At 71.3% G+C, this 21,136-nt stretch carries 22 protein-coding genes; 2 read left to right on the top strand and 20 right to left on the bottom strand.

Annotation, left to right across the window (positions count from 1 at the left end; translation table 11 throughout):
• Positions 1-181: 181 nt before the first annotated feature.
• The 16 genes from G5C66_RS06695 to G5C66_RS06770 all read right to left on the bottom strand — a co-directional run bounded on the left by G5C66_RS06695 (position 182) and on the right by G5C66_RS06770 (position 15,874).
• Positions 182-787 carry an acetate uptake transporter gene (locus tag G5C66_RS06695; RefSeq protein WP_165110185.1) on the bottom strand — a complete coding sequence of 202 codons (606 nt, stop codon included), beginning with the start codon at positions 785-787 and terminating at the stop codon, positions 182-184.
• 245 nt (positions 788-1,032) lie between these two features.
• On the bottom strand, positions 1,033-1,953 hold the full coding sequence (gene mftM / locus G5C66_RS06700) for a mycofactocin oligosaccharide methyltransferase MftM (RefSeq protein ID WP_165110186.1): 921 nt from the start codon (positions 1,951-1,953) through the stop codon (positions 1,033-1,035).
• The gene (locus G5C66_RS06705; protein ID WP_165110187.1) at positions 1,950-3,470 is read right to left on the bottom strand and encodes a VWA domain-containing protein; all 1,521 of its coding nucleotides are present in this window, start codon (positions 3,468-3,470) and stop codon (positions 1,950-1,952) included. The genes mftM and G5C66_RS06705 overlap by 4 nt, the downstream gene beginning before the upstream one ends.
• A 19-nt stretch (positions 3,471-3,489) precedes the next feature.
• A complete protein-coding gene (locus tag G5C66_RS06710) occupies positions 3,490-4,674 on the bottom strand; it encodes an AAA family ATPase (RefSeq protein ID WP_165110188.1) in 1,185 nt (394 codons plus the stop codon).
• 81 nt (positions 4,675-4,755) lie between these two features.
• Positions 4,756-6,048, bottom strand: a complete 1,293-nt coding sequence (mdo, locus tag G5C66_RS06715; protein ID WP_165110189.1) for an NDMA-dependent methanol dehydrogenase — start codon at positions 6,046-6,048, stop codon at positions 4,756-4,758.
• 102 nt (positions 6,049-6,150) lie between these two features.
• Entirely contained in the window at positions 6,151-7,557 is a 1,407-nt protein-coding gene (gene mftF / locus G5C66_RS06720; protein ID WP_165110190.1) for a mycofactocin biosynthesis glycosyltransferase MftF, read from the bottom strand.
• Positions 7,554-8,342 carry a mycofactocin-coupled SDR family oxidoreductase gene (locus G5C66_RS06725; protein ID WP_165110191.1) on the bottom strand — a complete coding sequence of 263 codons (789 nt, stop codon included), beginning with the start codon at positions 8,340-8,342 and terminating at the stop codon, positions 7,554-7,556. Before G5C66_RS06725 ends, mftF begins: the two co-directional genes overlap by 4 nt.
• Positions 8,339-9,034, bottom strand: coding sequence for a mycofactocin biosynthesis peptidyl-dipeptidase MftE (gene mftE / locus G5C66_RS06730; protein ID WP_165110192.1), 696 nt, complete (start codon positions 9,032-9,034; stop codon positions 8,339-8,341). Before mftE ends, G5C66_RS06725 begins: the two co-directional genes overlap by 4 nt.
• On the bottom strand, positions 9,018-10,220 hold the full coding sequence (gene mftD / locus G5C66_RS06735; RefSeq protein WP_165110193.1) for a pre-mycofactocin synthase MftD: 1,203 nt from the start codon (positions 10,218-10,220) through the stop codon (positions 9,018-9,020). Before mftD ends, mftE begins: the two co-directional genes overlap by 17 nt.
• Positions 10,217-11,449, bottom strand: coding sequence for a mycofactocin radical SAM maturase (gene mftC / locus G5C66_RS06740; protein WP_165110194.1), 1,233 nt, complete (start codon positions 11,447-11,449; stop codon positions 10,217-10,219). Before mftC ends, mftD begins: the two co-directional genes overlap by 4 nt.
• The gene (mftB, locus tag G5C66_RS06745) at positions 11,446-11,730 is read right to left on the bottom strand and encodes a mycofactocin biosynthesis chaperone MftB (protein WP_165110195.1); all 285 of its coding nucleotides are present in this window, start codon (positions 11,728-11,730) and stop codon (positions 11,446-11,448) included. The genes mftC and mftB overlap by 4 nt, the downstream gene beginning before the upstream one ends.
• Entirely contained in the window at positions 11,730-11,834 is a 105-nt protein-coding gene (gene mftA, locus G5C66_RS06750) for a mycofactocin precursor MftA (protein ID WP_008355686.1), read from the bottom strand. The genes mftB and mftA overlap by 1 nt, the downstream gene beginning before the upstream one ends.
• A gap of 89 nt (positions 11,835-11,923) precedes the next feature.
• On the bottom strand, positions 11,924-12,853 hold the full coding sequence (locus G5C66_RS06755; protein ID WP_206443786.1) for a 2-hydroxyacid dehydrogenase: 930 nt from the start codon (positions 12,851-12,853) through the stop codon (positions 11,924-11,926).
• 23 nt (positions 12,854-12,876) lie between these two features.
• Positions 12,877-13,842, bottom strand: a complete 966-nt coding sequence (locus G5C66_RS06760) for a sugar kinase (protein WP_206443787.1) — start codon at positions 13,840-13,842, stop codon at positions 12,877-12,879.
• A complete protein-coding gene (locus G5C66_RS06765) occupies positions 13,839-14,582 on the bottom strand; it encodes a fumarylacetoacetate hydrolase family protein (protein ID WP_165110197.1) in 744 nt (247 codons plus the stop codon). The genes G5C66_RS06760 and G5C66_RS06765 overlap by 4 nt, the downstream gene beginning before the upstream one ends.
• Positions 14,579-15,874, bottom strand: coding sequence for an MFS transporter (locus G5C66_RS06770; protein ID WP_165110198.1), 1,296 nt, complete (start codon positions 15,872-15,874; stop codon positions 14,579-14,581). The genes G5C66_RS06765 and G5C66_RS06770 overlap by 4 nt, the downstream gene beginning before the upstream one ends.
• A gap of 135 nt (positions 15,875-16,009) precedes the next feature.
• Here G5C66_RS06770 and G5C66_RS06775 point away from each other — a divergent pair, with 135 nt between their 5' ends.
• On the top strand, positions 16,010-16,798 hold the full coding sequence (locus G5C66_RS06775; RefSeq protein WP_165110199.1) for an IclR family transcriptional regulator: 789 nt from the start codon (positions 16,010-16,012) through the stop codon (positions 16,796-16,798).
• Between the two features lie 12 nt (positions 16,799-16,810).
• Here the strand turns inward: G5C66_RS06775 and G5C66_RS06780 are convergent, their stop codons facing one another.
• From G5C66_RS06780 to G5C66_RS06790, 3 genes are all read right to left on the bottom strand, one after another.
• Positions 16,811-18,121: an SGNH/GDSL hydrolase family protein gene (locus G5C66_RS06780; protein ID WP_165110200.1), complete on the bottom strand. Its 1,311-nt coding sequence runs from the start codon at positions 18,119-18,121 to the stop codon at positions 16,811-16,813.
• Entirely contained in the window at positions 18,118-19,242 is a 1,125-nt protein-coding gene (locus G5C66_RS06785; protein WP_165110201.1) for an endo-1,4-beta-xylanase, read from the bottom strand. Before G5C66_RS06785 ends, G5C66_RS06780 begins: the two co-directional genes overlap by 4 nt.
• A 108-nt stretch (positions 19,243-19,350) precedes the next feature.
• The gene (locus G5C66_RS06790; RefSeq protein WP_165110202.1) at positions 19,351-20,163 is read right to left on the bottom strand and encodes an alpha/beta hydrolase; all 813 of its coding nucleotides are present in this window, start codon (positions 20,161-20,163) and stop codon (positions 19,351-19,353) included.
• 16 nt (positions 20,164-20,179) lie between these two features.
• Here G5C66_RS06790 and G5C66_RS06795 point away from each other — a divergent pair, with 16 nt between their 5' ends.
• A complete protein-coding gene (locus G5C66_RS06795) occupies positions 20,180-20,758 on the top strand; it encodes a PadR family transcriptional regulator (protein ID WP_165110203.1) in 579 nt (192 codons plus the stop codon).
• A gap of 33 nt (positions 20,759-20,791) precedes the next feature.
• Here the strand turns inward: G5C66_RS06795 and G5C66_RS06800 are convergent, their stop codons facing one another.
• A complete protein-coding gene (locus G5C66_RS06800) occupies positions 20,792-21,136 on the bottom strand; it encodes a DoxX family protein (RefSeq protein ID WP_165110204.1) in 345 nt (114 codons plus the stop codon).

Raw genomic sequence — 21,136 nt, forward strand, 5'->3', positions numbered from 1 at the left:
CATCTGCCCCACCTACAGCCGTCGGGTCGGCGCGTCTGTCCCGCTTCTGGCCGACGGTCTGTTGAGGCATCTGCACCGACACGACACGATTGCGTGCATGGGCGGATCCGGGAGCGGCTCATACCGGGATCGCTCGAGATGCGGGGCACCCCGACGACGGTGAACGCCGGCCCGAACCACGTCACGGCACGGGCAGAACGGTGCGGTCCCAGGTGGTGTTCACGATGATCGCGGCCGAGGCGTAGAGCGCCACCACGGCGTCGAGGATCAGCACGTAGCCGGCCGTCCGGCCCAGGGCCGCGCTGCCGAGGAACGACCCGAAGGCCGCCAGGTAGAAGACCCCGGCCAGGAGCACGAAGATCACGATCGTGGTGGTGTTGGTGCGCAGCGCCGCCAGCAGCATGTAGGACGTGAACAGCGCCCAGGCGAGCAGGAACATCCCGGTGACAGCGGCGCCGCCGGCGGTCACCATCGGGCCGTAGAACTGCACCAGCAACGCGTAGGAGAGCCAGAACCCGGCGTACGCGGTGAAGACCAGGGCCGGGAACGTCTCGCCACGCCGGAAGTGGACCAGACCGGCCACGAGCTCGGTTGCGAAGCCCAACGCCAGCGCGAGCGGCAGCACGGCCGGCAGGGCGGCGGGGTCGACGATCCCCGACATCACCGTCGCCAGGACGAGCGCCGAGATCCCGAAGCTGGCCAGGCCGAGCGGGAACGGGTCGCCCCAGGTCGTCGTGGTGGCGCCTTGAACCGTCGGCACCTCTGCATCGATGGATGTGTTCGTCATCAGTTCCTCCAGGGAGTCAGCCGTCGTCCGGGCTGGGCCACGGCCCTCTCAACGTAGTGACGTACGACACATCGACAGACCCGCCGAGTGGGCGGTCGCGCACCTGCCCTCGGGTAGGCCTCCTGCCCGGGTGCGTGCGGCCGACGGACAGGTCTGACCCGCTTCTGACCAGGCCTGACGCGGCGCCGGACGGGGTGTTGAGCACCTGCTTCGCCGATGGACAGGTCCACCCGGTGAGGACGCGATCAGCGGTCGGTGTCGATGACGAGCCAGCCGCCGTGGTGCTCGACGACCCGGTGCGGGTGTCCCGAGGCCTCGCCCCAGGCGGCGAGGTCGTCCAGCGACACCGTCCGGACGTGGCCCCAGGTCTCGTCGGGCTCGTCCTCGAGGGGTACGGCGATCACGACTCGACGTCGCGCCACCCGGATCGCCTCGGCGACCGCCCGGTCTCCGAGACTCGGCTCGATGTGCTCGAGCAGGTGGATCAGCAGCACGTTGTCGGCGGTCTCGTCGGCCCAGGGCAGCCGGGTGGCGTCGGCGGCTCGCGTGGTCAGCGGCACCTTCAACCGGGACGCCGCGGCACTGAGCAGCGTGACGGTGCCCGCGGAGAGGTCGGAGGCGGTCACGTCCCGTCCGGTGGCGGCCAGCCGCAGCGAGAGGAACCCGAAGCAGCACCCGACCTCGAGGACGGAGCCACGAGCCAGCTGCTGCTCGACGAAGCGGTAGACGGGGGCGTACTCGGCGACGGTGCCGTGACCGGCGGCGGTGGAGCCGGGGCGCTCCAGTGCCTGCTCCACGTGGCGCAGGGTGTTGCGGTAGAACGCGGCCCAGGCCTGCTCCGGGTCCGGGGCGCTGCTGACCACGACGCCGGTGAAGAGGCGCTCGAACAGGTCGGGCCCGCGCAGCCAGCCCGGCTGGAACAGCTCCTCGGCCAGCAGCCCGGAGAGGTCGTCGTCGATCTGCTCCGCCCGCAGGCAGTGGACCAGGTGGACGTGGTGGCCCTCGCGGTGCACATCGAAGTGGCGGGTGCGGATCGTGCCCAGCTGGCGGCGCGGGCGGGGGCCGCGCCAGGCCCGGACACTGACCACCTCGTCGCGGTAGACGCCCGCCTCCGGCCCGGGGCGGAGCGCGTCGATCACGGCCAGCTCGCCGGGCGGGGTGGTCATCGGCCGACCGACATCGTCTGGGTGACGTTGTCGAGCCCGCGCAGGTTGCGGACGACCTGGACCTTGTCGCACCACTCGGCGTACTCCGGCAGGTCGCAGCCGCCGAGCGACCAGGAGTAGCGCGGCTCCGGGGTGAGCCAGATCGTCGACCGGGCCCGCCGGGTGAGCTCCTCGAAGGCGGCGAAGCCGGGATCCTTGCCGTTGCCCCGCCCGTCGCCGAGGATCACCAGCGTGGTCCTCCGGTTCACCGCCGAGCCGAACTGCTCCAGGAACTGCTCGAACGAGGAGCCGTAGTCCGAGTCGGCGTCCACGTCGAGCACGCCGCCGGCGGGCAGCCCCGACAGCACCAGCGACAGCGCGTCCTCGATCCGGTGCTCGGCGAACAGGTCGGTGATCTCCACCAGGTCCTTCACGAACGCGAACGACCGGACCGAGGTGGCCACCGACTGCAGGCTGTGCAGCAGGTGCAGCGTGAAGCGGGCGGTGGAGCGTACGGACAGGGAGACGTCGCAGAGCACGAGCAGCCGCGGCCGGTCGTGCGCCTTCGCGACGGTGACCGGGCGGAACGGGACCCCGTCGTACTTCATGTTGGTGCGCATCGTCCGGCGGCCGTCGACGATGCCGCGGGCGGCCACCGTACGCCGCGGGCGCGGGGCTCCGTGGAGCTTCCTGAGCAGCCGCCGCAGCGACTCCTCCAGCGCGGCGCGGTCGTGCTCGGCGACGGTCTCCGCCTGGGTGGCCTGGATCTCGCGCGACTCGATCTCGCGCTCCATGCTCATCAGCCGCTCGAGGTGGTCGCGGATCCGCTCGGGGAGCGTGGCCAGCCACGGCGAGAGCGCCTTGCGGAGCTCCGCGAGGGCATCGTCGTCGTCGATCCCGCTGTCCGGCTCGCGCTCCTCGAGCCAGCTCAGCAGCGCGATCTCCTCCTGCACCGACAGCTCCGTGTCGAGCTGCATCCCGGCGTCGCGGATCAGCTCGCCCGGGTTGCCCGGGTTGTGCATCCGGCTGGTCGAGAGCTGGACCCGAGCGGCCTCGCCCGGGCTGGACTTGGGGTCGTTGGAGAGGACGATCTCGTCGGTGAGCGCGGCGATGTCGATCTTGTTCGCCTCCTGGTGGAGGTTGTAGCGCTGCGCCATGTCCTCGGGCTTGAAGTACTCCTTGATGTCGTCCGGCTTGCCGTGGCTGTGCCCGTCCTCCGGCACCTCGCCGGGCTCGTCCGAGAGCGTGAAGTCGGTGAGCTCGCCGTCGTCGGAGAGGTCGTCGTGGGTGTGCCCGTGCTCGTCGGCCTCCTCGACCACTGGCCGCAGCCCGAAGAACCGGTCGAAGACCAGGTCGAACGTGTCCAGGTCACGACGGTCCTTGACCAGGCTCGCGGTGAGCGCGGCGTGGAGCAGGTGGCGCTGCTCGAGCACCCCGGGCTGGGCGACCGCGTGCATCGCGTCGATCACCTCGGCGGTGCTCACGCGTACGCCGTAAAGCCGGAGCAGCCGGATGAAGCGGTGCAGTGCGGTCTCCATGTCGGGCCTCGATCCCGGCTCAGAGCGGGCGTTTGCGGGCCGACGGGAACGCCCGGCTGCCCTGGCTCGTCGAGACCGCCGGGGCCGTACGTGGCCCGGTGCCGCCGGCGCCGCCGTAGTAGCCCGCGTTGTGCCGGCCGGGCTGGTCCTTCGCCTTGCGCTCGGCACGGCCGTCGCGATCGTCGTCGGCCGTGTCGGCAGCCGGGGAATGGGAGTGCCCATGACCGTGCCCGTGACCATGGCCGTGCAGGTGGTCGGGCACCTCGGCGTTCGGGTCGACCAGCCGCGGCAGCGCGTCCATCACCCGCTTCAGGTCGCGCTCGTACTTCACGACGACGTTGAGCGTCGTGGAGAGCACGTCGGCCGTGAGCTCCTCGACGCCGAGCACCGCGAGCGTACGGGCCCAGTCGACGGTCTCGGAGATGCTGGGCGCCTTGCGCAGCTCGAGGTCGCGGATGCCGCGGACGATGTCGACGAGCCGGGCCGCGAGCGAGTCGGCGAGGCCGGTGTCCTTGGACCGGATGATCTCCAGCTCCCGGGCCGCGTCCGGGTAGTCGAGGAAGAGGTGGAGGCAGCGGCGCTTGAGCGCGGCGGAGAGATCGCGGGTGTTGTTCGAGGTCAGCACGACGTACGGCATGGTCTTGGCGGTCACCGTGCCGACCTCGGGGATGGAGATCTGGAACTCGGCGAGCAGCTCGAGGAGCACCGCCTCCAGGGCCTCGTCGGCGCGGTCGACCTCGTCGATCAGGAGCACGACCGGGGTGTCGGAGTCGATCGCCTCGAGCAGCGGCCGGGCGGCGAGGAAGCGTTGGGAGAAGAACACCGAGTCCTGCTTGGCGATCCGCTCGACGGCCTCGTTCAGGTCGGCGGCGTCCTCGACGACCTGGCCGATCTTCTCGCGCAGGATCTGGGTGTAGAGCAGCTGCTTGCCGTAGTCCCACTCGTAGAGCGCCTTGGTCTCGTCCTGACCCTCGTAGCACTGCAGCCGGATCAGACGCCGCCCTGTGGCGACGGCGAGGCTCTCGGCCAGCTGGGTCTTGCCGACGCCCGCCGGGCCCTCGAGCAGGACGGGCTTCTCCAGCCGGGTCTGCAGGAACACCGTGGTGGCCAGCCGGTCGTCGGCGAGGTAGCCGCACGTGGCCAGCTGGGCCCTGGTGTCCTCGACGTCGGTGAAGCCCTGGATCGGTTCGGTGGTGATCGACACGTGCACTCCTCGAGGTGGTGGGTGGGCCGGTGTGGCGGGCCCGTCGACGGGCCCGCCACACCGAAGGATCAGCTGGACCGATCAGCCGAGCAGGTCGTCCAGGTCGCCGTTCAGGCAGTGCTCGACGACGGGGCGCACGGTCTCGAACGTGCACTCCTTGGCGTTGCCGGGCGTGCAGGCGTCACCGAGGACGTGGTTGGTGATCCGGTCGATGTCCGCGTCGTCGCCGACGATCTCCTTGGCGTTCTCGTAGTAGGCGGTCGGGCCCTGGCCCAGCCGGTTCTTCGAGTACGTGTCCTGCTTGACGTCCACGAACCGCTCGGTGATGCCGACGTCGCGGAGCAGCCGGATGGCCGCGGCGAGGGCAGCGTCGGCGGCCTGCACGTCGGTCATGCCATGGGTGTCGACGCCCATCGCGCGGGCGATGTCGGCGAACCGCTTGTAGTGCGTGGGCATGTTGAAGGCCCACACGCGCGGCAGCGCGATCGCGTTGTTGAGGCCGTGGTGGGTGTCGTAGAAGGCGCTCACCGCGTGGCTGATCGAGTGGATGATGCCGAGGCCGCCGGAGTTGAAGGCCTGGGCGGCGATGTACTGGGCGTACATCATCCCCTCACGACCACCGAGGTCCTGACCGTTCCAGACCGCCTGGCGCAGGTTCTCCGAGGTCAGCTTGATCGCGTGCAGCGCGTTGCCGAGCGACGGCTGGAAGTTGATCCGGGAGACGTACGGCTCGCTGGCGTGCGCCAGGACGTCGAAGCCGCACTGCGCGGTGTAGTCGACCGGGCAGTCGTAGTAGAGCACCGGGTCGTCGATCGCCAGGCTGGCGACGGAGGCGTCGTCGAACGCGACGTACTTGTGCGGGTTGTCGGGGTCCGTGGTCGTGTCGGTGATGACGTACGCCCAGGACGTCTCCGACCCGGTGCCGGCGGTCGTGGACACCGCGATGTGCGGCTGGTTCTTCGGGTTCTCGGACATGTTGAAGCCCTCGAACTCGTTGACGTTGCGGCCGTCGTGGGCGACCGAGATGCGCGCGCCCTTGCAGGCGTCGTGCGACGAGCCGCCGCCGATGGAGACGAACGAGTCGCACTCGTTCTCCTGGTAGAGCTTGACCGAGTCCATGACGTTGTAGTCCTTGGGGTTGGACTCGACCTTGTCGTACACGACGACCTCGAGGCCGTGGTACTTCATCGACTCGACGATCTTGTTGACGATGTCCGTGCCGCGCAGGCCGGATGTCATCACCAGGGTCTTGCGGAAGCCCATCTTGAGGGCCTCGGGTCCGATCATCTCGTGAGCGCCGGGGCCCATGAGGGCGCGCGGGAAGGGGTGGAACTCCTTGATAGGGAACGGTTTGAGTAGTTCGTCGACCTGCATGGCAACCTCCGTTGGCGTGTGTGACGCTCAGCACATTAGGTACGGCGAAAGGGCCGCGAACAGGCGAGGAACGGGAAACAGGCCACCCCGGGAGGGGCCTACCTACCCGTTGGGAGAGGTACCTCCCTGGCTGGTCATCTGGCTGGGTCGACGCGGCAGCAGACAGGTCGCCGAACGTGCCTTGATCGCGCCCGCCCACAGGCCTGCGCCGTACGCCAGATCGTCGAGTCGCCGGGCCAACGGGCGGTATCGCGTGCCGGGGTTGTCGACCCGGGCGACGACCACGTCGACGACCAGGGAGGCCGCGAGGGCGCGCCGGACGAGGGCGCTGCGTGGCGCGAGCAGCACGGTCAGCGGCCACCAGTGCCGCAACAGCAGCGCGGCCTCCTGGCGGACCGTCCAGCCGAGGCCTTGGGCACAGAGCCGGACCGCGAGCCGATCCCTTCCCGGCGTCTCCGGAAGCCGTCGTCGCAGCGAGAGCGTGCCGTAGGCGATCCCGGCGGCGGCCACCGACAGCGACCAGCGGCGGTGCACCAGCAGCGCCGCGGCCGTCGCGGCCATGCTCACCGTCATCACGGCCGGGGCGCCCTTGCGGCCGTGGCGGACGGCGAGGTCGGCGCCACCGGTGCCGTAGAGGTACTTGCGGCCCAGCCAGCCGCGGACGGTCGCGCGGGTGTCGTGCCAGGCCACCTCGTCGGGGTCGTAGCGCACCACCTCACCGGCCTCGACCAGCCGCCAGACCAGATCGACGTCCTCGCCCACCCGCATCGTCTCCTCGAAGCCCTTTCCGAGCCGGTCCGTACGTCCCACCAGGCAGGCGCTGGGCAGCCAGCCCACCGCGGCACCCGGGCGCACGACGCAGGCGCGGGTGCCGAGGGCGAGCGAGGAGTCGTCCTCGTCGAAGCGCTCGAACCACCGCGGCGCCCGGCTGCGGGCGCGGCTGCGGACCAGTGGCGCGACCAGCGCGACGCGACAGTCGGCGAAGTGGCGGGAGAGCCTCAGGAGCGTGCTCGCCTCGACGGTCACGTCGGAGTCGACGAAGGCTACGTACGCGGTGCGCACCGCGCGCAGGCCGGCGTTGCGGGCTCCGGCCGGACCGAGGTTCTCCGGCAGCCGCAGGAGGTGGGCGCCGTGGCGGCGGGCGACCCGCTCGACGGCGTCGCGGTCGAGGGAGGCGTCGTCGACGACGATGCGATGGAGGCCCTTCAGCGGCTCGAGCGCGCGGTCGAGCTGCTCGGGCCGGTCGCGCACCGGGATCACGACGGTGAGCTCCGCCGGGTCCACCCCGGGCCCGGCGAGCACCGGGTCGGCCAGGTTGCCGTCGACGAGCCTGGCGGCGAGGGCGTCGGTCACCGCGTCGACCACGGTGACCTCGCCGTCGGCCAGCAGCGCCCGCGCCGCCTTGGTGAGCCGGACGGCCCGCAGCGGCGAACCGCCGACGAGCAGGCGGCCGTCGATGCGGCGTACGTCGTCACGGATGCGGGCCCGGAAGCCGATCGGGAATCTCATCCGCCGAAGCCTCCGTCCGCGTGCACGACGCTGCCGTTGAGGGCGGCGCCCTCGGTTGAGCAGCAGAGCGCGATGGCCGCGGCGACCTCGTCGGGGGCGAGCGGCCGGCGCAGCAGCTGGTGGGCGGCCAGGTCGTCCACGGTGGTGCCGGGGTAGAGGGCAGCGGTCTGCCGCAGCATGTCCGTCGAGGTCGCCCCCGGCGAGACCGCGACGGCGGTGACACCCGTGCCGACGAGGTCGGCGGCGAGGCCCTTCACCGCACCGACGACGGCATGCTTGACCATCGTGTAGCCGGCGAGCCGGAACAGGCCGTGGCTGCCGGCCGCCGAGGCGACGGCGACGAACCGGCAGCGCGTCGGGTCCGGGCCGCGCAGCATGGCGGGCACGGCCGCCGAGGCGAGGTTCCAGACACCCTTCGCGTCGGTGTCCCACAGCAGCTCGAGCTCGTCGTCCGGCGTCTCCCACAACGGCCTGCCGCCGGCGACCACAGCGGCGGCGCCCACCGCGACGTCGACGTGCCCCCAGCGTTCCTCGGCGCTCGTCACGGCGGCGACCAGCGCCTCACGGTCCCGGACGTCGGCGACGTACGTCCCGACCTCGGGCCACCCGGCGGCGACGGCCTCTAGGTCGTCCGGCGTGGGCGTGGGGTAGGGCGCCGCGTCCGGCCCGGCGCAGGCGTCGACCGCGAGCACGGCGTAGCCGGCGGCGGCCAGCCGGCGGACCGTGGCCGCGCCGATGCCGCGAGCGGCTCCGGTGACCACGGCCACCGGCCGGGAGGTGCTCATCCCACTGCCACGCCGCCGGGAGCCAGCACGCCCATGGTGGTCTGCTCGATCATCGTGGCCAGCGACTCCGCTCCCTCCGCCGCCGTGGCGCCGGTCGGGTCGCCGAGGACACCGTTGGCGGAGACCGCCGCGACGCCGCTTGCCCGCATCGCCGGCAGGATCTCGGCGAGCGGCCTGGTGTCACCGGGCTCGGCCAGATCCAGGCGTACCGACTCGGGGCGCAGGTGCAGCATCAGCGACGTCTCGGTGCGGCCGGCGTGCAGGTCGAACTCCTCGGTGCGGCACGGCAGCCAGCAGGCGGCCTGCCGCTCGAAGGCGAGCTGGTTGACGGCGCTGGTCAGCGCGGCGGCGTTGCCGCCGTGGCCGTTGACGAGCACGACCCGCTCCGCCCAGGTGCGGGCCGAGCGGACCAGCTCGACCACGACCAGGTGGAGCACATCGCTCCCGATCGACACGGTGCCGGCGAAGGACTGGTGCTCGCCGCTGGAGCCGATCGCGATCGGCGGCGCCACCCAGCTCTCGACGCCCTGCTCCGCGAGCCGGTCAGCCACCCCCTGCGTGACCGCCGATGCGATGGTGGTGTCCGTGTCGAAGGGCAGGTGCGGCCCGTGCTGCTCGAGCGAGCCCACCGGCACCAGCAGGACCGTGCCCCGGCGCACCTGCGGCCAGGTGGCGTCACCCAGTGCGTACATGAAAGCCGTCCGGGACGATCAGGTGCTCCGGCTGCAGCTCGGCGACCGACCCGACGGCGAGCCCCCGCAGGGCCGAGTCGATACCGCCGCTGAGCACGTCGAGGACGTTCTCGACCCCGGCCTGGCCGTTGGCCGCCAGCCCCCAGAGGTAGGCCCGGCCGATCAGCACCGCCTTCGCGCCGAGCGCGAGCGCCTTGACGACGTCGGAGCCGCGGCGTACGCCGCCGTCCATCACCACGTCGACCTGGTCGCCGACGCGGTCGGCGATCGGCTTGAGCATCCGGATCGCGGCCGGGGTGCCGTCGAGGTTGTTCCCGCCGTGGTTGGAGACCGAGATGCCCGCGACCCCGGCGTCCACGGCACGCATCGCGTCGTCGACCCGACACACGCCCTTCAGCACGAACGGCGTGCCGCTGATCTGGTGCCACTGCTCACGCATCCAGGCGACGTCGTCCCAGGTCGGCGGCGGGGTGGTCATCCACTCGTAGTAGGCACCGAAGAACGTCGGCGCGGTCCCGCCCGGCGGCGCGAGGTTGGGCGCGGTGAGGTCGGGGAAGGAGCCCGTACGCCCGAACTGCCACGCCCACCGGGGCCGGGCCGCGACCTGCGGCGCCAGCCGCAGCATCGTGCGCAGGTCGACATTCTCGGGGATCTCCGGGCTGCCCCAGTCGCGGCCGATCGAGAACGACCAGTCGAGGGTGGCGATCAGCCCCTGGGCACCGGCGTCGTGCGCCCGCTGCATGCGCTCGACCATGGTGTCGCGGTCGCCTGTCCAGTACATCTGGAAGAACGTCGTCGCGCCGGTCGCGGTGACCTCCTCCACGGACCTGGAGGCGAAGTTGGACAGCCCCATGATGGTGCCGCGGGCCGCGGCGGCCCGGGCGACCGCGACCTCACCGTCGGGGTGCACCGCCTGGACCCCGGTGGGGCTGATCAGGACCGGCAACGGGATGGCGTGGCCGAAGACGGTCGTGCCGAGGTCACGCTGGGCGTGCTGCCCGACGACATGGGGTGCCCAGCCGAGGTCGGCGAAGGCGTCCTGGTTGGCGGTCATGCTCTGGCCGCGCTCGGATCCGGCGACCAGCGCACCGTAGACCGGCTTCGGCAGCCGGCGGCGGGCCCGCTCCTGGGCCACCGCGACCGACTCGAACCACGGGTTCCGCCTCCACGGGTTCTCGAGCTTCATGACAGGTCACCTCCGGCGAGCGGGTCCTCGTTGCAGGCGGAGACGGGGCGCCGCCTGGTGGCACCGAGATTGAGCAGCACCGGCGCGTTGCGGCTGGCCTGGCTGCGGGAGTGGTCCTTGCTCGCCGGCGGCACGAGCCGGTCGCCGGCGAGCGCCGTCTCGCCGTAGCCCTGGACGCACTCCGGGTCCGGGCCGTCGAGCGGCAGCCCGGTGAAGAACTTGGCGGCCATGCAGCCGCCACGGCAGGCGTCGAAGAACTGGCACTTCGTGCACGCACCACCGGTCTGCGGCGAGCGCAGCTCGGTGAACAGGTCGGAGGACTGCCAGACTTCCTGGAACCCGCCCTCGCCGAGCAGGTTGCCGGCCAGGAACTGGTCGTGGATCGCGAACGGGCAGGCGTAGACGTCGCCGACCGGGTCGATCAGGCACACCACCCGCCCGGCGCCGCACAGGTTGAGGCCCGGGAGCGACTCGCCGTAGGCGGCCAGGTGGAAGAAGGAGTCGCCGGTGAGGACGTTGTCGCCGTGCGCCATCAGCCAGTCGTAGAGCTCCCGCTGCTGCGCAGGTGTGGGGTGCAGCTCGTCCCAGACGTCGGCTCCGCGACCCGAGGGACGCAGCCGGGTGAGGCGCAGGGTGGCGCCGTACTCGTCGGCGATGGCCTTGAAGTCGTCGAGCTGGCCGATGTTCTCCCGGGTGCAGACCACGGAGATCTTGGCGTCGGAGAAGCCGGCGTCGCGGAGGTTCGCCAGCGCCTTGAGCGCGGTGTCGTACGAACCCGCTCCGCGGACGCGGTCGTTGACCTCCGCCGTCGCGCCGTCCAGGGAGATCTGTACGTCGACATAGTCCGTCGAGGCCAGGAACTCGGCCCGCTCCGGGGTGATCCGGAAGCCGTTGGTGGAGAACTTCACGCCGACCTGGTGATCGACGGCGTACTCCACCAGCTCCCAGAAGTCGGGGCGGATCGTCGGCTCGCCGCCGCCGATGTTCACGTAGAAGATCTGCATGCGCTGCAGCTCGTCGATGACTGCCTTGCACTGCTCGGTGCTGAGCTCGCGCGGGTCACGGCGACCCGAGCTCGACAGGCAATGGGCGCACTCGAGGTTGCAGGCGTACGTCAGCTCCCAGGTCAGGCAGATCGGGGCGTCGAGGCCGAACTCGAACTGCTCGACGAGGCTGCCGCCTGCGGGACGGGCCTGGGGAGTGATGGGGCGTTCAGGTGCGATGGTCACACTGCCTCCTGGTGGCGGGGGCGGATCATGTCGGTCTCGGCGAGGGCGCGGAGCGCCGCTGCGTACGCCTCGTGCTGATCCGGAGGGATGCCGGCGGCTTCGAGCGCGCCGCTGAGACGAGGGTGCTGCTCGAGGAGCCGCACCACCTCGACCAACTCCGGCCGCTTGAGGAAGGTCAGCTTCCGGTTGCCGAAGTGGTAGGCGAGAGCCCCGAAGGGCTCGGGACGCAGCGCCACCGAGGGCGACAGCGTCCACGGCTCCTCGAGCATGCGATCGGACATCAGTAGACGCCGCACATTCCGTCGATCGAGACCTCCTCGATGAGGTCCTCGGTGGCGACGTCACTGGCGATGTCGACCGGGTTCGACTCGTTCTGGGGTTCCATCTGCTGCTCCTCTCACGTGGTGACCGTTCGCACGTTAGTGACGGCGTGAGCGGAGCAACCTCCCCGATCGGAGAGTCTTGCGGGCAGGATCAGGGAGGTGTCGCGACCCCCGGTCGGGGCACCACGTTGAGCAGCGGGCGCCCCTCGGCGAAGCGCCGCAGCTGCTCGGCCACGAGGCGCTCGGCGCGCGGGTAGAAGGTCGCCGCGCCGCCGCCGACGTGCGGCGTGACGATCGCCCCCGGCGCCGACCAGAGCGGGTGGTCGGCGGGGAGCGGCTCTGGGTCGACGACGTCGAGCGCGGCCCACAGCCGGCCGGTGGCGAGCTCGGCGAGGAGCGCGTCGGTGTCGAGGGTGCGGCCCCGGCCGATGTTCACCACCAGCGCGCCGTCGGGCAGCAGCGCGAGCTGCTCGGCGCCGATCAGGCCGATCGTGCCGGGGTTCTCCGGGAGCGTGAGCGCCACGATGTCGGCGGTCGGCAGCAGGGCGGGCAGCTCGTCCACGCCGTGCACCTCCCGGTCGGCGTCCGCCCTGGACGCGACCCGCACCACCTCGGCCTCGCACGCAAGCAGCCGCTGCTCGAGCGCGGCGCCGATCGACCCGTACCCGACGATCACGACCCGCGAGTCGGCCAGCGACCGGGTGTGCTCCGGCTGCCAGCGGCCGGCGTCCTGGTCGCGCACCCAGCGGGGCAGCTCCCGTTGCGCCGCGAGGATCAGGCCGAGCCCGTGCTCGGCGGCGCTGGCGTCGTGCAGGCCCCGCCCGTTGCAGAGCGTGACCTCGGGACCGATGAGCGGGAGCACCTTCTCCACCCCCGCGCTCAGGCTCTGTACGGCACGGAGCGCGGGCATCCGCGGCAGCAGGTCCCGTCCGGCGCTCTTGCCGTACGGGAGCACGTAGAGCTCCACGTCGGAGACGTCGGCCGGTGGAGCGCCGGTGCCGTCGTAGATCTCCACCCGCAGTCCGTCCGGCCAGCCGCCCATCTGGTCCTCGAGGTGTGCCCACGGCACGAGTACGCGCATCGAGTCGGTTCCTTTCACTGATGTCATGCGGCCACCGATCCGGTCGCCAGGAAGCGGTCCAGCCGCTCCCGGCCCGGCAGGCCGTCCTTGTCGCCGGCGGAGGTGGTGGCCAGGGCACCCACCGCGGCGGCCCGCTCGAGCGCCGAGCCGATCTCCAGCCCGTCCAGGTGGGCACTGATCAGGCCGGCGGCGAAGCCGTCGCCGGCCCCGACGGTGTCCATCACGTCGACCTCGAAAGCGGGCTGCCGGACCGTGCCGTCCGGGCCGAACGCGACGGCCCCCTCACAGCCGTTCTTCACGACCACCCGGGTGACGCCGGAGGCGAGATAGTGCTCGGCGATACGCGCCGGGTCGCCGTGGCCGGTCAGCACCCGACCCTCCTCGACACCCGGCAGCACCCAGTCGGCGAGCGCCGCGACCTCGTTGACGACCGCGACCATCTCCTGCTCGCTCGCCCACAGCGACGGCCGCAGGTTCGGGTCGAACGACACGCTCGCGCCGCCCGCCCGAGCCGCCGCCACCGCCTGGAAGGCGAAGTCGCGCGCCGTCTCGGAGATCGCCAGCGGGATGCCGGTCAGGTGGAGGTGTCGCGCCGAGGAGACGTACGTCCCCATCGGCTCGCTCCACGCCAGCCGGCTCCCCGCGGACCCGCGCCGGAAGTAGACCACCTCCGGGTCGCCCCCGTCGGCCCGCGACTTCAGCTGGAAGCCGGTGGGTGCGCTGTCGTCGAAATCGACCCGCGTCAGGTCGATCCCGCAGCTGCGGAGCTCCTCCTCGACGAACAGGCCGAGCGGGTCGTCGCCCAGATGCCCGACCCAGCCGGACCGATGTCCGAGCCGAGCCAGGCCGGTCGCGACATTGGTCTCCGCCCCGGCGGTCGCCTGCACGAATGTCCTCGCCCGGTGCAGCGGCCCGCTCTCCTGGGCGACGAACATGGCCATCGCCTCACCGAAGGTGACCGCATCCAAGCCGGTGTCGATGCCGGTCATGCCGCACCTCTCTCCGTACGCCGCCCATGAACGCCCTCGACCACCGGGTTGACCAGCTCCCCGATGCCCGCGACGCTCGCCGTCACCTGCTGTCCGGGCCGGATCTCGAGGCTGGCGCCGGGGGCGCCGGTCAGGATCACGTCGCCCGGCCCGAGCGGCAGGAAGCCGCTGACCCATGCCACCACCTCGGCGACGCCTCTCGCCAGCTGGCCCGTGTCCGCCGCTGGTGCGACCTCGTCGTCGACCGCGAGACCCACGGCAGCACCGGCCGGTTCGAGATCGGTCTCGATCCAGGGGCCCAGCGGGGTGAACCCCCGCTGCCCCTTGGCCTGCGTCCACAGCGAGTCCTGGGCCTGCAGGTCGCGCCCGGTGACGTCGTTGGCGACCGTGTAGCCCAGCACCGTGCCGGCGCGACCGATCACGACCGCGACCTCGGCCTCCGCGTGGACCAGCCCGAGGTCGGCCGCGACCGGCACCGGCTCGCCGGGTCCGATCACCGACCGGGACGGCTTGAGGAACGCCTGCGGCGGCAGCAGCCGGTCGCCCGGCCCGGTGTTGTGCGCCATCCCGACCACCGTGCGCGGCTCGACCGGGGCCAGCAGCCGGGCCTCGGCACCAGGCACCCACCGGTCCAGGCAGCGGATCTCGTCGGCGTACACGTCCTCGATCAGCCGGTAGCCCTCAGCCTCGGCCACCGCATGGTCGATCCCGCCAGCATGCTCGATCCGGGCGATCCTCATCGAGCCGGCTCCGGCGCAGCCTCGGCAGCGGGCGCCTTGACCAGCAGCATCACCACGGCCGACAGCGCCAGGCAGCCCGCCATCAGCAGGAACGACGCAGCGGTGCTCCCGGTGGTGCCGTTCAGCCAGCCGACCAGGTAGCTGCCCGCGAACCCGCCGAGCGCACCGAAGGAGTTGATCAGCGCGATCGCCGCCCCGGCGACGTTCCGCGGCAGGAACTCCGGGATCTGCGCGAAGTAGGGACCGTAGGGCGCGTACATCGCGCCGCCGGCGAGGGTGAGCAGGATGAAGGAGAACCAGAACTGGTCGGGCCCGAGCAGGTAGGACCCGTAGAAGGCGACCGCGCCCACCAGCAGCCACGGCCACACGAACCGACCCCGCGTCCCGGCGCGGTCCGAAGCGCGGCTGTTGACGATCATCAGCACCACCGCGAGGACGTACGGGATCCCGGAGATGAGGCCGGACATCCCGATGCCCTCGCCGGAGGCGGCCTTCACGATCGAGGGCAGCCAGAAGACGAAGCCGTAGACGCCGACGCTCCACAGGAAGTACTGCAGCGAGAGCAGGATGACGTTGCGCGAGCGGAAGGCCTCGCCGTAGCCCTTGACCGGGGTCAGCGCCCGCTGCTCGTGGTTGAGCTGCTCGACGACCGCGTCGCGCTCGGCGGGGTTGAGCCACGTCGCCTGCTCGGGGTGGTCGCTGACCATGGCCCGGAAGACGAACGCCCAGGCGACCGCGGGCAGACCCTCGATGATGAACATCCACCGCCAGTCGGTCGCCTCGATGAGGAAGCCGGACACGACCGTCAGCCACAGCACGGTGACCGGGTTGCCGAGGATGAGGAAGGTGTTGGCACGTCCGCGCTCGCGGCTGGTGAACCAGTGGCTGAGGAAGATCACCATCGCCGGCAGCACCGCGGCCTCGACGACGCCGATCAGGAAGCGTACGACGATCAGAGCCGTCGCCGAGCTGAGCAGGCCCTGCACCGAGGCGAGCAGGCCCCAGGCGATCAGGCTCCAGAAGATCAGCGACCGTACGCTGCGCCGCTCGGCGTAGATCGCTCCCGGGATCTGGAAGACGAAGTAGCCGAGGAAGAACGCCGCACCGATGAGCGCGGAGACCGCCGGGGTGATGGCCAGGTCCTCCTCCATGCCGCCGGCGATGCCGATGGAGAAGTTGGAGCGGTCGAGGTAGGCGAGGCTGTAGGTGATGAAGACGATAGGCAGCAGCCGCGCCCAGCGCTGCGTGCCCAACGTCGCGCCTGAGTCGGCGCGGAGATCGGAGGTGGTCATCGGGGGTCCTTTCGATCACTCCCGCGTGGCGGAAGTCACTTTCACCATGCGAGTGTGGCGGCGGCCACATCACCTCGTCAACGAGTTCCTTCCATCTTTCAGATATCGCTTCCACGATATGGAAGAATCGACGCCATGGACGACACGACCGACGGCGCCAAGCGGGACATGGTCGGCAAGGCGCTACTGCTCCTGGACCACCTCAGCGCCTACCCCTCCGGCGTACCGCTCTCCACGCTCAGCCGGGAGACCGGCTTCCCGCTCAGCACCTGCCACCGGCTCGCGGCTGCGCTGATCCGCGACGGCTACGCGACCTTCGACGAGGACAGCAAGCGCTACTCCCTCGGCCTCAAGGTCTTCTCGCTGGCACAGTACGTCGCCCACCGCCGTGGCTTCGCCGGCTCAGCCCTCCCCGCGCTCGAGGAGCTCACCGAGCAGACCCGCGAGACGTCGCTGATGTCGGTCCGCTCCCACCACAACCAGCTCTACGTCCACCACGTCCAGGGCCCGCAGCAGGTCAGCGTGATCGGGACCCCCGGCGGCCTCGGCCCGCTGCACTGCACGTCGATGGGGAAGGTGCTGGTGGCGTTCGCACCCGACCCTGAGCGGAAGGGCCTCGTCGACGGGCTCGACCTGGTCGCCAAGACGCCGCGCACGATCTCCGACCGCGCCGCGTTCGCGGAGATGATCGACCAGGTGCACGAGCAGGGGTACGCCGTCGCCGACGAGGAGCACGAGATCGGCATCCGCGCGCTCGGCGTCCCCGTCCTCGACCCCGACGGCCATGCCATCGCCGCTGTGTCGATCGCCGCACCGTCCTACCGGATGGAGATGGCCCGGATGATCGAGCTGCTGCCGCACCTGCGAGCCGCCGCCGAGCGCCTCGCGATCGTGCTCCCGGTCGCCACCTTTCCCGGTCGGTGACCCCCGACGCCGTTATCGGGGGCTGACCCGCTCGAAGAGCGAGGTCGGTACGGCCGCGCCGAGCGCGTCGTAGCCGGCCGGGTTGAGATGCAGGTGGTCGCCGTCGTCGAACTCGGGCCGCAGCCGGCCGGGGTCGGCGGGGTCAGCGACGGCGCGCTCGAGGTCGACCACCTCGTCGAAGCCGTCGCTGGTCCGGATCCACTCGTTCACGCGCTGACGCGCTGCTTCGCGGTGACCGCCGGCGTCGTCGTAGAAGCTGCCCCCGAACGGCAGCAGGGTGGCCCCGTAGACCCGGATCCCGTCGGCGTGGGCGCGGGTCATGATCTGCTCGTACGCCGCGATCAGCTCGTTCACCACCGCGTGCTGCGCCTCCGGCGTCGCCTCCGCGGTGCCGATGTCGTTGATGCCGTGGAGGACGACCAGCCACCTGACCCCGCTGTGCGCCAGCACGTCTCGGTCGAGCCGGCCGAGGGCGTTGGGCCCGAGCCCGTCGGCGAGCACCCGGTTCCCGCCGGCCGCCTGGTTGAGCACGGCGACGTCCTGGGTCTCGGGGTTGTCCTGGAGCCGGGCGAGCAGCCGGTCCGGCCAGCGGTCGTTGCCGTTGGTGGTCGACCCGCGCCCGTCGGTCAGCGAGTCGCCGAGCATCGCCACCGCGGCGGTCGTCTCCGACGACAGGATCTCCGCACCGCTGAGGAAGTACCAGTGGTCGGTGCGGGTCGCGCCCGGCAGGTCCGTCTCCTCGGCGTGGTCACCGGCGAGCAGGTACGAGCTCGTACGCGAGCCCGGGTGCGACGTGATGCTGCTCGATGCCTGGCCCTCGGCGAGGTGGACGGACACGGTCAGGTTGGACTGCGGTGCCACGTCGAGCTTGACCGGGTCGGTGACGTACTGGGCTCCGGCGGGGATGACCGTGGACGGCCGACCGCTGAAGGTGAGCTGCTTCGAGGAGCCGGGAACGATGCCGCTGACCCCGGCGCGACCGTCCTGGGGGAGGGCGACCACGGCCTTGGTGATGGGCAGCGGAGCACCACCGAACGCGTTCGAGAAGCGCAGGCGCAGCCTGTCGCCACCGACGGAGACGTGGATGGTCTGCCGCAGGGTCGCGTCGCGGAGCACTGTGTCGCCGTCGGTGAACGGAGCCGGCGGCATGTTGTGGGGCTCGGTCAGCTGCGGCATCGCCGTCCAGGTATGGACCCAGTGACGGGTGGCCGGGCTCGCCTGGTCCGCCGTCGCCGGGGAATGGTCGCGGAAGGGCCCCGAGATCAGGGCGGTGCCGAGCAGCGCGGCCGCGACTGCACGGGCCCACCCCGCCCGACCACTCATCGCTGCGCCAACCGGGCGGCGTTCAGGGTCTCGAGCAGCGAGTCGTACGCCGGCTTGCGCTCGAACTCCTCGGTCATCACCGTCGCCGAGCCCTCGTCAGGGAAGAAGACCGGCACCCAGGAGTACTTGTCGGTGAAGCCCCACAGCGTGAACGAGTCGCAGTTCTCCACGGCCAGGCACGCCTGCAGGAAACGCTGGTAGTAGCTCGCCTGGACGGCCTCCTGCTCGGGCGTCGGCTCGGCGTCGTTCGGCAGGTCCATGCGTACATCGAGCTCGGTGACCGCGGTCTCCAGCCCGAGGGCGTCGAAGCGCTCCAGGTTTGCCTGCAGGTCGCCCGGGAACCCGTAGCGGGTGCTCAGGTGGCCCTGGACGGAGAACCCGTCCACCGGCACGCCGTCGGCCTTCAGCTCCTGGACCAGCCGGTAGTAGGCGTCGCTCTTCGCGTTGATGCTCTCCACGCCGTAGTCGTTGAAGAACAGCAGCGCGTCAGGGTCGGCCTCGTGCGTCCAGCGGAAGGCGTCGGCGATGATCCCTGGACCGAGCTCGCGGATCCAGATGTTCTCGGACGTACGCAGGTTGCCGGAGCCGTCGAAGATCTCGTTGGCCACATCCCACTGGTCGATCTGTCCCGCGTAGCGGCCGACGACCGTCTTGATGTGGTCGCGCAGGATCGTACGCAGCTCCTCGGGCGTGTAGTCGCCCTGCTCGAGCCACTCCGGGTTCTGGCTGTGCCACATCAGCGTGTGACCGCGGACCTGCTGATCGTGCTGGGCGGCGAACTTCACGATCGCGTCCGCCGGACCGAAGTCGTAGACGTCGGGCTCGGGGTGGATGAACTCCCACTTCATCTGGTTCTCGGGCGAGACGGAGCTGAACTCCTTGGCCACGAGGTGGCGGTACTTGCGGTCGTTCGGGAACGGGTCGGGGTACGGCATGTCCTCGTGGTGGCCGCCGCCTGCCACTGCGGTACCGACGACGAACCCGTCCGGCGCGGCCTCGCGCAGCGTGTCCGGCTGCCAGCCGGCTGCCACGCCCGCAGCCGCGGGGGAAGCAGGTGCCAGACAGATCGATGTGGCGAGTGCCGCCAGCGAGAGCAGGCCGGGCCGCGCGTACCTCTTCATTGCGTCTCCTTGGGTAGAGATCGTTGTCGATAACGATTTCGTGACCCCGGTCACATTAGAGTTCTGGGCGGCAGGTGCGCAAGAGGCCCGCTGGAACGAGAGCCCCGATCACTCCGTGGCGTACGTGACGATCTGCTGACCGATCGTCGAGAGCCTGCCCTCCTCGACGACCAGCTCCCAGCCGTGCCCGGCGTCCGCGGGCAGGAACTCCGAGGACGTCGCCTCCGCCAGCGCTCGGGCGGCCTCGGCCTCCTCGGCGCCGTCGGCGTCCTCGGAGACGGCGACCAGGCCCGGCGTCGTGATCGCGTCGGCCACCGAGGCCAGGTCGACCCCCGCCCAGGTCGACGGGCCCGACAGGTCGACCCAGCCGTCGACGTCGACTCCGGCAGCGACGGCGCGCACGGTCTGGCTGCCGCCCATCGAGGCCCCGACCAGCACGACCGGCACGCCGGGCCAGTGCTTCTCGACCTCGCTCAGCGCGGCCCGCACCTGCGGCACCGGGTCGTCGGGATCCTTGATCCGGCAGTCGGCCGCGCCGTAGCCGCACTGGTCGTACGAGAGGCCGGCGACGCCTCGCAGCGCCGCCAGGATCGCGAAGTCACCCCAGCCGCAGCGGTCGCCGTCGGTCTGGTGGAGCATCACCAGCACCGCCGACGGATCCTCGCCCTCCGGGGGCGTGAACCGGATGGCCGGCAGGGTGAGCCCGGGTCCGGCGACCTGCGTCGGCTCCACCGCGGCATCGGTCTCCGGCAGGAAGCAGCCGGCGAGCTCGCCCTCGAGGTAGGGACCGTCGGTCGGAAGCACGGGCCCCGACCCCTTCGCCTCGCCGGCGCTGTTCTCCGCACCGCCGTCGGTCCCGCAGCCCGCCAGCAGCATGCCTGCGACCGCCATGCCTGCCGCTACGCCCTTCACGCTCCTCATATGTCAATATTGACATATGCCCGACCCCGCTGCAGCGACTTCCAACCTCGGCTTCGCGATCCTCGGCCTGCTGGCGCGACGCGCCTGCAACGGCTACGAGGTCGCGCAGCGGATGCGCCAGCCGATCGGCTACTTCTGGACCGCCCGCCACTCGCAGATCTACCCGGAGCTGAATCGCCTCGACGCCTCCGGGCTGGTCGAGCACGAGGTCATCGAGGGCGCCGGACCCCGGCCGACGAAGCGCTACCGGATCACCGAGACCGGCCAGGCCGCCCTGGCCGCCTGGGTGGTCGGCGACCTCGAGCCGCAGCCGGTCCGGGACCTGGAGGTCCTCCGGCTGTGGTCGATCTGGACCGTGGCGCCCGCCGCGGCCGTCGAGCTGGTCAGCCGTCTCGAGGCCGCCCACCGGAGCGTCCTCGACCGCTACCTCGACGAGCTGGCCGAGATCTCCGGCGATCCCGGGGTCCGCGACCCCTCGAACCCGCTGTTCGCCAGCCGGATCACGCTCGAAGGAGGCATCCGGTCGCGACGTACGGCGTTGGAGTGGTGTGCCTGGATGCGCGCGGAGTTCGCCGCGGCCGAGCAACGCAGGTAGCCCCGGCTGGCTCCGCGCGCATCCAGGCGCCGCTCAGGCCGAGACCGTACGCAGCGCGATGATCGCGACCGAGACGACCGCGAGGACCGCGGCGGGAGCGATGGCCTTGTCACGCACTCGCACGTGCGCGATGACCGCGCCGATGAAGTACAGCGTCGTGCCGATCGCGGCCGCGACACCGAGCGGCCACCAGAACAGCCCGATGATCAGGCCGGCGGCGCCGGCGATCTCGAGCAGGGCCAGGATCGGCACGATCCGGGTGGCGCCCACCTTCTCCAGGGTCTCGGCCTGGGCGGGGTTGCGGGTCAGCTTGCCGTACGCCGAGAACAGCAGCAGCAGGGCGAACAGGATGCTCAGGACGAGCGTGGCGATGAACAT

Source organism: Nocardioides turkmenicus (assembly GCF_011045035.1).
Taxonomy (GTDB): Bacteria; Actinomycetota; Actinomycetes; order Propionibacteriales; family Nocardioidaceae; genus Nocardioides; species Nocardioides turkmenicus.